This is a genomic window from Oxalobacteraceae bacterium OTU3CINTB1 (genome assembly GCA_024123955.1).
Classification (GTDB): Bacteria; Pseudomonadota; Gammaproteobacteria; order Burkholderiales; family Burkholderiaceae_D; genus Rugamonas.
In genome coordinates, this window is the sequence record CP099652.1 from 3163024 (window position 1) to 3176403 (window position 13380).

Consider the following 13380-nt stretch of genomic DNA (forward strand, 5'->3'; position numbering starts at 1 on the left):
GCGATGACCTCCCATTCCGCCACACTTTTTACGATCGCCGTCGGATCGTCCGACCCGATCTACCGGCAGTTGATCGAGCAAACGCGCCGGCTTGTCGCCGCCGGCGTGCTGGCGCCCGGCGACGTGCTGCCGTCGGTGCGCGAGGTCGCGCTGGCCCTGGCGGTCAACCCCATGACCGTCTCCAAGGCCTACAACATGCTCGAAACCGAGGGCGTGCTGTCGCGCGCACGCGGCATCGGCATGCTGGTGGCCGAGCGCCCGGCGCAGGCGCACAGCCGGCGCGACCGCGAAGACCTGCTGCGACCCACCTTGCAACGTGCGGCGGCCGAGGCCCGCCAGCTCGAACTCGATCCCGATGCCGTCCTCGCCCTTTTCAAGAAAATTCTCAAGGAAGAACCATGAAATCATCCATCGTCGATGTCGCCGGCCTGCATAAAACCTTCGACGGCCAGCCGGTGCTCCAAGGCGTGAACTGGTCGATCGAACCGGGCAAGGTGATCGGCCTGCTGGGGCGCAACGGCGCCGGCAAATCGACCTTGCTGGCCTGTCTGCTCGGGCTGCGCGAAGCCGATAGCGGCGCCGTCACGCTGTTCGGCGAACACGTGCCCGAGTTGAGCGACACGGTGCGCGCGAAGATCGGCTACGTGCCGCAAAAGTCCGACCTGTTCGAGTGGATGACGCCCGTGCAGATGCTCGACTACTTCAAGGCGCTCTATCCGCGCTGGAACGCCGACAAGGTGGCGGGCCTGATGCGGCGCTGGAGCCTGGACGGGCAGGCCGCTGGGCAGCAGATCGGCAAGCTGTCCGGCGGCGAGAAGCAGCGCCTGTCGATCATCCGCGCGCTGGCCCACGATCCCGAACTGCTGGTGCTCGACGAGCCGGTCGCCAGCCTCGACCCGGTCGGCCGCCGCGACTTCCTGCACGAGCTGGTGGACGACGTCATCGAACGCGATACGACGGTGATTTTCTCGACCCATATCTTGTCCGATCTGGAGCGGGTGGCGCTGGACGTGGCGTTTCTACAGGGCGGCAAGATCACCTTGCAGGCGCCGCTCGACGAGCTGCTGGAAAGCGCCCACAGGATCAGCGGCAGCGACGCGATCATGGCGGGTATGCGCTTCGGAGACGAGATCCGGCGCATGCGCAACGGCGGTGACGGCGCTTCCGTGCTGGCGCGCCTGACCGGCGCCGAGGCGGCGGCATTGAGCGCCAGCCCAGGATTGCGCGTCGAATCACTCAGCCTGGAAGACTTGTTCGTCGAGGTGACCAAATGAACGCTGTTTTCCGCGCCTATGCGCCCTTGTTCCACCAAATGCTCGGCGATCGTGGCGGCCGCCGCACGCTGTTGTGGGTCAGCGGCGTACTGGTGGTCGTCGCCGTCGTGGGGGCGTGGCTGTCGCTCGCGGTCAAACACTCGTCAGATGGCGCCGGTGCCTTCTGCTGCGTGGCGCTGGCTCTGTTCCTGTGGCTCTGGTCCAGCGTTTTCGTGAGCACCGCCATGCTCCAGAATCATCCGGCCAACGCCTGTCTGGTGCCGCATTTGCGGCGACGCCTCATTACGGCCTGCGTTGCGATGTTCGTCGTCAGCAGCGTCGTGCTGGCTGTCGCGGTCAGCCTGTTTTTCGGCCACTTCGGCTACGCGGTGGCCGGCGCCGGCTTGCTGGTTCCTTACGTGCTGCTGGCGCAGCGCTTTGTCTATCTCGCAATGCTACCGGTGTATGCCTCGCCGCTGTCCCAGTTGGTGCCGGCGGCGTGGACCGACAGGCTGACAGCTTTGCTGGCGTCGATCAACGAGCCCACGTTGTCGTTGTTCGGTGTCGCCGCCGATATTGCGTTGCTGGCCTGGGGGATAAGCATTGCGCTGCCGCGAGGCGGCGACCGGCACTTCGCGCTGAACGCGCGACGCACGTTGTGGCGGACCGCCGGTACGGACGGCGCGGCGCTGCGGGAATTGCAGCGCCGCCGTGTGTGGCGTTGGGGCTACGCGCGCGTTCTGCGCCGCGATAGCGTGCGGGCAGGGGCCCCGGGGCATAAACTGATGCACACGATGGGGACGACCGTGAACGAAGGGAGCACCGTTTTCGGGGTGGTCGTCTGCACGCTGCTGGCGGTACTGGCGGCACTGGCAAACGTCCCCGATGTGAAGATTTTTGGACCGATTGCCATCTTTGATCTTGCCCAGGTCTTCATGTTGCTGTCGGTTTCTTCGTACACGGTGGCGGTGCTGTTGGCCGCAGTGACACATAACGCCGAGCAGGGGCTGTATCGGCTGGCACCAGGGGCGCCATCCGCGCGTGAATTGAACCGCGTGTTTGCCAAAGCCATCGTGCTGCGGTTCCTGAAGATTTGGCTGGTGGTGCTGGCGGGCCTGGTGGCGATCGACTGCGCGCGGCGAGGCAGCCTGGAACTTCGCGCTTATCCGCTGGCGCTGGCATCGCTAACGCTGCCGTTCATTTGCTTCCTGCTGCCGGACTATGCGCGCCTGCGCGCCGCCCCGCGCTGGGGTGTGAGCTTCGGCTTTCTGGTGGCGCTGATCCTGGGATACCTGTTTTTTGCGGCGCTCGCCGCGAGTCCAGGCTTTCCCTGGCTGGTGCTGGTGTGCCCGATCGTCGCCGGCTCCCTGCTGACGTTGTGGGTGCGGTGGATATCGATGACCAGGATGCCACCGGCATTCCCCGCCGGCCGTTTGGCCGCCTGACGATGACGACCGCGCGCGGCCGCCGCCAATTCTACGCCTGTCCGCGCCGCCCCAGCCAATAAGCGTCGACCACCGACCCGATCCAGCACAGCAGGATCACCAGCGAGGCGGCGTTGGTGGCCGGATTGTCAACGCCGGTGGCGTGGATGCGGGCGATGATGTCGATCGGATCGAGCGCCAGCTTGCCGCTGTTGATCTCATCGACCAGCGTATTGGCCAGCTCCAGCGTGGTGCGCAGCAGGAAGCCGATGGCCAGCAGCGCCGGCACGACGAACAGGCAGCCCCGCAGCGGCCGTTTCAGCACCAGGTGGCCGAGGCCGGGGAAGATCAGCGCCGACACCAGGGCCGCCTTGGTAGTGGGTTTCATCATGCGTGCGTGTTTCCGTTCGTTATCGCTGTTGTTTATTGGTAGGGCTGGCGCCAAGTTGAGACAGCGCAAGATTGCGTAAGGGTACGGGGCGTAGATTACAGCATGTTACCTGCGGGGGAAAATCATGCGCGCCATATTCGGAATCGTCACATTGTTAAGCTGTTTATCGGTCAACGTCGCCGCCAACGCCGATCCGGGCGAGAAGGATGCCGTCGCGCTGGCCGAGCGGGGCGCCTTGTTCATCAAAACCTACGGCAAGGCGGAAATGATCGCCCGCATCAACCGCAAGGACCCGCTGTTCAACCAGGGCGCGCTGTACCTGGCCATGCGCGACATGCGCGGCATCACCATCGCCCATCCCACCAACGCTTTGATCGGCAAGGATTTCCTCGACGTGCCGGACGCCGACGGCAAGGCCTTCCGCCATGAGATGGTGGCCGTCGCCCAAGGCAGCGGCAAAGGTTGGGTCGACTACAAATTCCGCAATCCCGCAACCGGCAAGGTCGCACCCAAGAGCACCTATGTGCTGCGGGTGGACGACGTGGCGCTGGAAGCCGGCATCTATAAACACTGACCGGTCAACGTCATGCTCAGCAAACTTCGTATAGGTCCCAAACTGTTGTTGGCGCCCGGTGTGGTGTTGATCCTGCTGATTTGCCTGTCGGCCGGGGCTTATCTCGGCATGGTGCGGCAGAACGAGTCGCTCGAAAACATGGTGCAGCAGCGCGCGGTGCGCCTGAAGGCCACGGCCGACCTGGTGGCCGGCGCCAATCGCGCGCACACCGAAATCTACCAGCTGCTCACCTGGATCAATGCCAGCTTCGCGCCGCCGCGCATCGACGCGCTGGTGCGCGACATCCATACCCGCCACGCGGCGCTGGACCGGCAATTCGCGCAGCTCGAAATGGTCACCCAATCGAATCCCGCCGAGCGCCGCTTCGTGGTGCAGTCGCAGGCCGCGCATAGCCAGTATGTCAAGGCGATCGCCGATGTGATCGAGCTGGGGATGGCCGATCATTCGATGGCCGCCAACGCCATGTTCAAGGCCGAACGCGCGTTCGATGTGGTGTCCCAGCGGCTCGACGAGCTGTCCAGGCTCGAACAATCGCTCAGCGAGCGCGCTTTCACGGAGGCCGAATCGGAGTTCACCAGCGTGTCGGTCTGGATGCCGATCATGGTAGCGATATCAATTATTTTGTCGCTACTGGTGACGATGGCGGTGCGTAACGCGCTACTGAAGGAGGTACGCGAGATCGGCTCGGCGGCCATCGATCTGGCCGAGGGCAACCTGACGGTCAAGAACCGCGTCTATGGCCGCGACGAGATCTCCGAGACCTCGCGCGCGCTCGACACCAGCATCCGCAACCTGAACACGACGCTCAAGACGATACTGGCGTCGGCCGAATCGATGGACTCGGCGTCGCGCTCCGTGGTTCAAGGCAGCGTGGATCTGACGCAGCGCGCCGAAAGGCAGGCGACCTCGCTGGGGGAGACCAGCGGCGCGATGCGTGAGCTCAGCTCCACGGTCGCGCAGACGGCGAACAACGCCCAATTGGCCAATCAACTGGTGCGCTGCGCCACCAACATCGCGGTGCGCGGCGGCAGCGTGGTGCAGCGGCTGGTGGGGACGATGGCGTCGATCCGCGGCAGCTCGCGCAAGGTGGTGGACATCGTCGGCGTCATCGACGGCCTGGCGTTCCAGACCAATCTGGTGGCCTTGAACGCGGCGGTGGAGGCGGCGCGCGCCGGCGCCCAGGGCGAAGCGTTCGCACAGGTGGCCAGCGAGGTGCTGGTCCTGGCGCAGCGCTCGGCGACGGCGGCGCACGAGATCAAGGCCTTGATCGCCGAGTCGGTGGCCGAGATCGAGGGCGGCGCGCGCTCGGTGGAGGAGGCCGGCGACAGCATGGCGGAGATCGTGGCCTCGGTGCAGCAGGTGGGCGACATCATCGGCCAGATCAGCGAGGCCAGCGCCGAGCAGGCCGAGGGTTTGCAGGGCGCGCACATGGCGATCCTCGAGATGGATCAGGTGACGCAGCAGAACCTGGCGCTGGTGCGGCAGGCGGCGGCGGCGTCCACGGGGTTGCAGCGGCAGGCGCTCAATCTGTCCGAGGCGGTGGCGATGTTCAAGCTGGAGGATGGTCAGGAGCCGAACGTCCCCCAGCAACCCGGCTCGCCGCGGGTGGTGCGCCTGCGGCTGGCGTCGATTAGGAATTGAGCGCACACCCGCAACCATCGCTGCACCGGATTGGATAATAAAAAAGCAGGCAAACCGTGAGGCTTGCCTGCTTTTTTGTTTGCGCGGCGTGCCGCGCAAACTGTCGCTTACTCGTAGTCGCTCATTGGCGCGCAGCCGCAGAACAGGTTGCGGTCGCCGTAGACGTTGTCGGCACGGCCGACCGGCGGCCAGTACTTCTGCTTGCGCAGCGACGGCACGGGGTAGGCCGCCACTTCGCGGCTGTACTTGTGCTCCCACTTGTCTGCGGTCAGCACCTCGGCGGTGTGCGGCGCGAACTTCAACGGATTATCCAGCTTGTCGAATTCGCCGCTCTCCACTTTGGCGATCTCGCCGCGGATGGCGATCATGGCGTCGATGAAGCGGTCCATCTCGGCCTTCGATTCGCTTTCGGTCGGCTCGATCATCAAGGTGCCCGGTACCGGGAAGCTCATGGTCGGCGCGTGGAAGCCGAAGTCCATCAGGCGCTTGGCGACATCCTCGTTGCTGATGCCGGTGGCGTCCTGCAGCTGGCGCAGGTCGATGATGCACTCGTGCGCCACCAGGCCGTCGTGGCCCGAATACAGCACCGGATAGTGCGGCGACAGGCGGCGCGCGATGTAGTTGGCGCTCAGGATCGCGGTTTCGGTCGCGGCGGTCAGGCCTTCGGCGCCCATCATCGCGATATACATCCACGAAATCGGCAGGATGCTGGCCGAGCCGTACGGCGCGGCGCTGACCGAACCGATGCCGGCGTTGTCGCGGATGTAGCCATTCGAACGCTGGTTCGGCAGGAACTTGGCCAGGTGCGCGCCAACGCCGATCGGGCCGACGCCCGGGCCGCCGCCGCCGTGCGGAATGCAGAAGGTCTTGTGCAGGTTCAGGTGCGAGACGTCGCCGCCGAACGCGCCCGGCGCGGCCACGCCGACCAGCGCGTTCATGTTGGCGCCGTCGATGTAGACCTGGCCGCCATGGCTATGGACGATCTCGCACAGCTCCTGGATGCCTTCCTCGAACACGCCGTGGGTCGAAGGGTAGGTCACCATGACGGCGGCCAGGTTCTTCGAGTGCAGTTCGGCCTTGGCCTTCAGATCGGCCAGGTCGACGTTGCCGTTGGCGTCGCAGGCGGTGACCACCACCTGCATGCCGACCATGTTGGCCGACGCCGGGTTGGTGCCGTGCGCCGACGATGGAATCAGGCAGATGTTGCGGTGGCCTTCGCCACGCGACTGGTGGTAGGCCTGGATTACCAGCAGGCCGGCGTACTCGCCCTGCGAGCCGGCGTTCGGCTGCAGCGAGATGGCGGCGTAGCCGGTCACCGCGCACAGCATCTCTTCCAGCTGCGCGATCATTTCGCGGTAGCCGATGGTCTGGCTGTCCGGCGCGAACGGGTGGATGTTGGAGAACTCGGGCCAGGTGACCGGGATCATCTCGCTGGTGGCGTTCAGCTTCATGGTGCATGAACCCAGCGGGATCATGGTGCGGTCCAGCGCCAGGTCCTTGTCCGCCAGGCTGCGCAGGTAGCGCAGCATTTCGGTTTCGGAGTGGTAGCGGTTGAAGACCGGGTGCGTCAGGTAATCGCTCGAACGCGCCAGCGATGCCGGGAACGATTCGGCGACGGCCGCTTCGACGGTGTCGAAATCCGGGCCGTGGGCCGGGCCGCCGACAGGGTGGGCGAACACGGTCCACAGCAGGGCGATGTCTTCGCGCGTGGTGGTCTCGTCGAGCGAGACGCCGACGTGCGAGGCGTCGATCACGCGCAGGTTGACGCCGTGCGAGTGGGCCGACGCGTGCAGCTGTTCGGCGTTGGCGGTGGCGACGGTCAGGGTGTCGAAGAAGCTGTCGTTGGTGACGGTGTAGCCGAGCGTCTTCAGGTTAGCCGCCAGCACGCCGGTGTAGCGGTGCACGCGCTGGGCGATCTGCAGCAGTCCTTTGGGACCGTGGTAGACGGCGTACATCGACGCCATCACCGCCAGCAGCACCTGCGCGGTGCAGATGTTGGAGGTGGCTTTTTCGCGGCGGATGTGCTGCTCGCGGGTTTGCAGCGCCAGGCGGTAGGCCTTGTTGCCCTGGGCGTCGATGGTGACGCCGACCAGACGGCCGGACATGCTGCGTTTGAATTCGTCGCGGGTCGACAGGTAGCCGGCGTGCGGGCCGCCGAATCCCAGCGGGACGCCGAAGCGCTGGCTGTTACCGACGACCACGTCCGCACCCCATTCGCCCGGTGGCGTGAGCATGGTCAGCGCCAGCAGGTCGGCGGCGACAACCACCATCGCGCCCTTGGCCTTGACCGCCTCGACGCCGGCCTTGTAGTCGCGCACCACGCCGTTGACGCCGGGGTATTGCAGCAGCACGCCGAAGGCGTCACCGATGCCGGAAAGTTCGGCAGGGTGGAAGCCCTTGACTTCGATGCCCAGCGGTTTGGCGCGGGTCTCGACCACTTCGCGCGTTTGCGGCAGCACGTCGTCGGCGACGTAGAACACGTTCGACTTCGACTTGCCCACGCGCTGGATCAGGGTCATCGCTTCGGCGGCGGCGGTGCCTTCGTCGAGCATCGAGGCGTTGGCGATGCCCATGCCGGTCAGGTCGGTGATGGTCTGCTGGAAGTTCAGGATTGCTTCCAGGCGGCCTTGCGAGATCTCCGGCTGGTACGGCGTGTAGGCGGTGTACCAGGCTGGGTTTTCGAAGATGTTACGCAGCACCACGCCCGGGGTCAGCGTGTTGTAGTAGCCCTGGCCGATCATCGACTTCAGGACCTTGTTCTTGCCGGCGATTTTTTTCAGCTTGTTCAACGCTTCCTGCTCCGGCATCGGCTGCGTGTATGCGCCGAGCGGCAGGGTGGCCTTGTTGCGGATGTTGGCAGGAACGATGGTGTCGATCAGGGCGGCGCGCGAGGCGTAGCCGAGGACCGCCAGCATGGCTTCCTGTTCTGCGGCGTCAGGGCCGATGTGGCGTGCGATGAAAGCGTCGCGTGCTTCGAGTTGGGTCAGGCTTGAACGGGTCATAATTTACGCTTCGGTGGTCTTGCCGTAGGCGGCTGCGTCCAGCAGGCCGTCGATCGCGCCGGCGTCGGTCGGCTTGATCTTGAACAGCCAGGCGGCGTAGGCGTCGGTGTTGATCGATTCCGGGGCGCTGGCCACGTCTTCGTTGACGGCGATGACTTCGCCCGACACCGGTGCGTAGATGTCGCTGGCCGCCTTGACCGATTCCACCACGGCGGCGTCGTCGCCGGCCGTGTAGCTCTTGCCGACCTTCGGCAGTTCGACGAAGACGATGTCGCCCAGCGCGTCCTGCGCGTACTCGGTGATGCCGACGGTGACGGTGCCGTCCGACTCAGCGCGTACCCATTCGTGGGATTCGGTGTACTTCAGGTCTGCAGGAATATTCATGTAAGGCTCCAGATGGGTAGGGGGCTAGTCGGGGTGCTAATCAGGGTACGAAGCAGGATACTAAATCAATTTAAACAGCGAGGATTTTACCGTTGCGGACGAACGGCAGCTTGACCACCGAGGCGGCCAGCTTCTTGTCGCGGATCTCGACGTGCACGGTGTCGCCGACGGCCACGCCGTTGGGCACGCGCGCCAGCGCGATGGCCTGCTGCATGGTCGGGCTGAAGGTGCCGCTGGTGATCTCGCCGACGGCGTCGGTGCCGGCTACGATGACTTTCTGGTGGGCGCGCAGCACGCCGCCTTTTTCGCGCAGGATCAAGCCGACGAATTGGGCGTTCTGGCCCATCGCCTGCAAGGCAGCTTTGCCGATGAAATCGCGCTCGGACACCAGGTCGATGGTCCACGCCAGGCCGGCGTCGAGCGGGTTGACGGTTTCGTCCATGTCCTGGCCGTACAGGTTCATGCCCGCTTCCAGACGCAGCGTGTCGCGGGCGCCCAGGCCGGCCGGCTTGACGCCGGCGGCGGCCAGCGTGTTCCACAGCTTCTCGGCCTGGTCGGCGGCGACACCGATCTCGAAGCCGTCTTCGCCGGTGTAGCCGGTGCGGGCGATCATCGCCTCGCCGAAGGCGGCGCTGTGCGCGAAGGCGACGTTGAACGGTTTCATGTCGGCGGTGCCTGCCTTCGATTCGGGGATCACGTCCCACACCTTGGCGCGCGCGTTCGGGCCCTGCACGGCGATCAGCGCCATGGCGTTATCACCATCCCGGCGCTGCGTGATCGTCACGCCGCTGTTGGTGGCGGCGTTCTGCGCCTGCATCCACGCCACGTCTTTTTCGGCGGTGCCGGCGTTGACGACCAGGCGGAACCAGCTTTCGTCGATGAAGTAGACGATCAAGTCGTCGATGACAAAGCCCTGCGGATTGAGCATGCACGAGTACAGCGCCTTGCCCGACACCTGCAGCTTGTCGACGTTGTTGGCCAGCAGGCCGCGCAGGAAGGCGCGCACGTTGGCGCCCTTGATGTCGACCACGCACATGTGGGCGACGTCGAACATGCCGACGTCGGTGCGCACGGCGTTGTGTTCTTCGATCTGCGATCCGTAGTTGACGGGCATGTCCCAACCGCCGAAATCGACCATCTTGGCGCCGGCGGCGCGGTGTGCGTTATTGAGTGGGGTGGCTTTGAGCGTCATAATTCCTCGGTCCATATCGAAAAGGGGTTAACAGAACATACAAGGAACGGCTAAAAAGCTGTTTCCACAATGATCGCAGACCCCTCTGTCCTTGGTACCTGAGAGATTACGGGCGAATCGACGCGAAGTCGAACTCGATTCCCGTGCGCCCCTTCGGTGGGCCGCCGGCGTGTGCCGCGGCCGCTCTCCAGAGTTGGACCAGTTGGCATCCCGCCGCGATAGATTATCGAACGGCGGCCGCGCTGGTCCCTTGATCGGTCCTTTTGCCTGAGAGTTTTTGGGTAGTGCCCCTTCGGCGGCTGCGTTGGCGTATCGCCCGCAACCCTCTCCCGATCAAGACTCGGGAATATATGTCAGAAGGGCCTGAATGTCAATCTTGCGGGCAGGGCTGGACGGGGTGGTGGGCGGGGGCGCGCACGAATGGCGTGCAATAAAAACGCTATATAAACAACTATTTGCTAGAATAAATCACACTTATTCGAGAGCCCACCCATGAGCCAAGATCCAAATTCCTACGAGGGCCACGCGTGGTTCACCCTGTCAGGCGACGTCAACAGTGACATGGTGCGCCGTGTCTTCGACGCCGTTGCCGATATGACGGAGGACCGCATCACCACCGCCCACATCCTGATCCAGTCCAACGGCGGCTATGTCAGCGACGGCATCTGTCTGTACAACTACCTGAGCAAGTTGCCGATCAAGATCGTCACCTACAACGCCGGCGCGGTGGCGTCCATCGCCGTGATCCTGTTCCTGTCCGGCGAGGAGCGTTATGCCAGCGACACGGCGCGCTTCATGGTGCACAAATCGCACGCCAGCGCGCCGCACGGCGCCCGGCCGGACGCGTTGCGCATCATCGTCGAAGGCTTGCAAGCCGACGACGCCCGCACCGAGCAGATCCTGCGCGAACACGTCAAGCTCACCGAGGAGCACTGGCGTACGCACGCGTACTCCGACCTGCACCTGACGGCGGCCGAGGGCGTGGCGGTGGGGATGGTCAACGCGGTGAAGGACTTTGTGCCGCCGCGCGGACAGCGCGTGGCCAATATTTGATTGCAGGATGAAACGGGAGCGGCGCCAGGGAGGCGCCGCCGATGCCGCTAATTATGGTGGAGCCTGATTAGCGGTTTTTGTTGCCCGTCTGTTTGTTGCCGTCGTTTTTATGGCTTTGCCGGCCGGCTTCCACATGCTGCTCATGGGTGCCGCCCTGGGTGCCGGAGCGCGAGCCGCTGGACGACCCTTTGTCGCCCGATTGCTTGCTGCTGCCTTGACTGGAGCCTTGCTTGCTGCCACCGCTTTTTTGATTCGAGTTCATTTTAGTTCCTTTGTGAAAGTGAAAGAACGTACTCGCCACAAGCGCGCCGTGCTGACTGGAAAAACGGTGACACCGTGCGCGTTTCTGGTAGAGCAATGATGCGTTTTCGCTCAGGCACTTGCTATCGGAGTGCGTCTTGGGGGGCTGTAGGAACATGCCTCGCACTCGTCATTAAAACTCTTCCCATTCGACCTCACTGTTGAGCTTGCCGGATGCCTTACCCAGTCCGCTGGCGGCGCCGGCGCGGGCGGGCGGACGGCGTGGCGCGACCGTGCGTTTTCCCGGCAAGGGCAGTGCCGGCTTGATCCGTTCGCGGCGCGCGCCGGCGGTGGCGAGCGCCGGCGGCGTCTCCTCGTCGTCGCGCATGTCCGCCGCGCCTGTCATCCCGGCGGTGCCGCGCGTTTTGAGCGGCTCGGCGGCGCGCAGCGGCTGCCGCGCCCGCGCGTCCCGGTCCGCGCCGTCGTGCACGGCGAACGCACCGATCGCCTCGTTCAGCTTGCCCGTTTCGTCGCGCATCGACGACGCTGCGGCGGCCGCCTGCTCGACCAGCGCGGCGTTTTGCTGTGTCACCTGATCCATCGCCGCGATCGCCCGGTTGACTTGTTCCAGGCCGGCCGTTTGCTCGGCGCTGGCGTCGGCGATCTCTCCGATCAGCCCGGTTACCCGCTGGACGCTGCCCACCACCTCGTCCATCGTCAAGCGTGCCTGGTCGGCCAGCTGCGTGCCGCGCACCACCTTGTCGACCGAGTCGTCGATCAGGCTTTTGATCTCCTTGGCGGCCGCCGCGCTGCGCTGGGCCAGGTTGCGCACCTCGGAGGCGACGACGGCGAAGCCGCGTCCTTGCTCGCCGGCACGGGCCGCTTCCACCGCAGCGTTAAGCGCCAGGATATTGGTCTGGAACGCGATCCCGTCGATGACGCCGATGATTTCCGCGATTTTCTTCGAGCTGTCGTTGATCGACGCCATCGTGCCGACCACTTGGCCGACATCGCTGCCGCCGCGCACCGCCACCGCCGACGCCGACACGGCAAGCTTGTTGGCCTGCACCGCGTGCTCGGCGTTTTGTTTGACGGTGGCCGTCAGCTGCTCCATCGACGAGGCGGTCTCTTCCAGCGAGGCGGCCTGCTGCTCGGTGCGGCTCGACAAGTCCAGATTGCCCTCGGCGATCTCGGCCGACGCCTGGCCGATCGCCCGCGCGCCGCTTTGCACCTGGGCGATCATCGTCATCAGGCTGTCGTTCATATGTTGCATCGCCTGCAGCAGCTTGCCGGTTTCATTGTTCGACCGTATCTCGATGCGGGTGCTCAAGTCGCCGTCGGCAATGCGCTGCGCCACCAGCATCACTTGCTGCAGCGGCGCCGAGATCGAGCGCGCCAGCCACAACGCCAGCAGCACGCCAAAGCCGATCGCGGCCGAGAGCAGGGCCAGCGTGACGATGCGCCCGGCCAGGTACGCCTGGTCGGCGCCGCGCGCCGCCTGCCGGCCGCCTTCGAGATTGCTGGACAGTAATTTGTCGAGCTGGCCGCTGACGGCGTCGAACGCCGGCAGCGACGAGCCCTTGAGCACCGCGACCGCCTCGTCCTTTTTACCGTCGTTGGCCAGCGCCATCATTTTGTCGTGCTCGAGCAGGTAGGAAGCGGCCATCCGTTGTAATTCCGCCGCCTGCGGCATGAGGTTTGCATCGTTGATGGTCTTGCCGAGCTTGTCAGCATTGTCACGGAACGCGGATAGTGCGAGACTTAGTTTTTGCTCGGAACCGTCGATGCTGGCCTTGTCGCTGATCACCACGTGTTCGAGCTTGCGCAATTCCTGCACATTGTTTTTGAGCGACAGCACGGCGATCGATTGCGGCAGCCAAGTGTCGGACAGCTGCGTCGACGCGCGGTCGATGTCGCCCATGCGCGCGAGTGAACTCAGGCCCAGCAGCACGGTCAGGACCAGCACGGTGGCGAAGGCAATCAGCAATTTGCTGGAGGTTTCCAGGTTATGCAGGAATTTCATGGATGTCCTTGGTGAGGGAAGCGACGGCGAGGGCGGGAGCGGGGCGGACCAGATAATGATGTTAAGCAAAGTCCAAGCTTGTTCATTGCGCCTCGTCAAAGCAGTTGTTGGAACGAGGAAAGTGGTACACAGCCCGCAAGGGGCAAAAAAAATCGCCGATTCTTTCACTGCTGGTATTGCCATGAGGAAATACTGTGTAAGAA

General features: G+C 64.6%; 11 protein-coding genes, 2 pseudogenes and 2 riboswitches. Of the genes and pseudogenes, 6 read left to right on the top strand and 7 right to left on the bottom strand.

Annotation, left to right across the window (positions count from 1 at the left end):
- Window positions 1–3: 3 nt before the first annotated feature.
- From NHH73_13935 to NHH73_13945, 3 genes are read left to right on the top strand one after another with little or no spacing between them, the layout of a single operon-like run.
- On the top strand, window positions 4–402 hold the full coding sequence (locus NHH73_13935) for a GntR family transcriptional regulator (GenBank protein USX29317.1): 399 nt from the start codon (window positions 4–6) through the stop codon (window positions 400–402).
- Window positions 399–1274 carry an ABC transporter ATP-binding protein gene (locus tag NHH73_13940; protein USX29318.1) on the top strand — a complete coding sequence of 292 codons (876 nt, stop codon included), beginning with the start codon at window positions 399–401 and terminating at the stop codon, window positions 1272–1274. Before NHH73_13935 ends, NHH73_13940 begins: the two co-directional genes overlap by 4 nt.
- Window positions 1271–2698 carry a hypothetical protein gene (locus NHH73_13945; GenBank protein USX29319.1) on the top strand — a complete coding sequence of 476 codons (1428 nt, stop codon included), beginning with the start codon at window positions 1271–1273 and terminating at the stop codon, window positions 2696–2698. Before NHH73_13940 ends, NHH73_13945 begins: the two co-directional genes overlap by 4 nt.
- A gap of 31 nt (window positions 2699–2729) precedes the next feature.
- On the opposite strand, the gene NHH73_13950 is transcribed toward NHH73_13945, so the two are convergent.
- On the bottom strand, window positions 2730–3068 hold the full coding sequence (locus NHH73_13950) for a hypothetical protein (protein USX29320.1): 339 nt from the start codon (window positions 3066–3068) through the stop codon (window positions 2730–2732).
- Window positions 3069–3192: 124 nt separating this feature from the next.
- Between NHH73_13950 and NHH73_13955 the strand changes: the two genes are divergently transcribed.
- Together NHH73_13955 and NHH73_13960 are read left to right on the top strand one after the other, a co-directional pair.
- Window positions 3193–3642 carry a cache domain-containing protein gene (locus NHH73_13955; protein ID USX29321.1) on the top strand — a complete coding sequence of 150 codons (450 nt, stop codon included), beginning with the start codon at window positions 3193–3195 and terminating at the stop codon, window positions 3640–3642.
- 12 nt (window positions 3643–3654) lie between these two features.
- Complete coding sequence (locus NHH73_13960; GenBank protein ID USX29322.1) at window positions 3655–5283, top strand: methyl-accepting chemotaxis protein; 1629 nt, start codon at window positions 3655–3657, stop codon at window positions 5281–5283.
- A 107-nt stretch (window positions 5284–5390) separates the two neighbouring features.
- Here the strand turns inward: NHH73_13960 and gcvP are convergent, their stop codons facing one another.
- From gcvP to gcvT, 3 genes are all read right to left on the bottom strand, one after another.
- Window positions 5391–8285, bottom strand: a complete 2895-nt coding sequence (gene gcvP / locus NHH73_13965; protein USX29323.1) for an aminomethyl-transferring glycine dehydrogenase — start codon at window positions 8283–8285, stop codon at window positions 5391–5393.
- Window positions 8286–8288: 3 nt separating this feature from the next.
- Window positions 8289–8669 (bottom strand): glycine cleavage system protein GcvH, encoded by a 381-nt coding sequence (gene gcvH / locus NHH73_13970; protein ID USX29324.1) that lies wholly within the window; start codon window positions 8667–8669, stop codon window positions 8289–8291.
- Between the two features lie 70 nt (window positions 8670–8739).
- Window positions 8740–9861, bottom strand: coding sequence for a glycine cleavage system aminomethyltransferase GcvT (gcvT, locus tag NHH73_13975; protein ID USX29325.1), 1122 nt, complete (start codon window positions 9859–9861; stop codon window positions 8740–8742).
- Window positions 9862–9936: 75 nt separating this feature from the next.
- Window positions 9937–10062: riboswitch (glycine riboswitch) on the bottom strand.
- A gap of 44 nt (window positions 10063–10106) precedes the next feature.
- A riboswitch (glycine riboswitch) is annotated at window positions 10107–10203 on the bottom strand.
- 150 nt (window positions 10204–10353) lie between these two features.
- On the opposite strand from gcvT, the gene NHH73_13980 reads away from it, so the two are divergent.
- Complete coding sequence (locus tag NHH73_13980) at window positions 10354–10914, top strand: ATP-dependent Clp protease proteolytic subunit (protein ID USX29326.1); 561 nt, start codon at window positions 10354–10356, stop codon at window positions 10912–10914.
- 67 nt (window positions 10915–10981) lie between these two features.
- Here NHH73_13980 and NHH73_13985 read toward each other — a convergent pair whose 3' ends face one another.
- From NHH73_13985 to NHH73_13995, 3 genes and pseudogenes are all read right to left on the bottom strand, one after another.
- Window positions 10982–11176 carry a hypothetical protein gene (locus tag NHH73_13985; protein ID USX29327.1) on the bottom strand — a complete coding sequence of 65 codons (195 nt, stop codon included), beginning with the start codon at window positions 11174–11176 and terminating at the stop codon, window positions 10982–10984.
- A gap of 171 nt (window positions 11177–11347) precedes the next feature.
- Window positions 11348–12409: pseudogene (locus NHH73_13990) on the bottom strand (methyl-accepting chemotaxis protein).
- Window positions 12410–12475: 66 nt separating this feature from the next.
- Window positions 12476–13177, bottom strand: a pseudogene (locus NHH73_13995) (MCP four helix bundle domain-containing protein).
- Window positions 13178–13380: the final 203 nt, after the last annotated feature.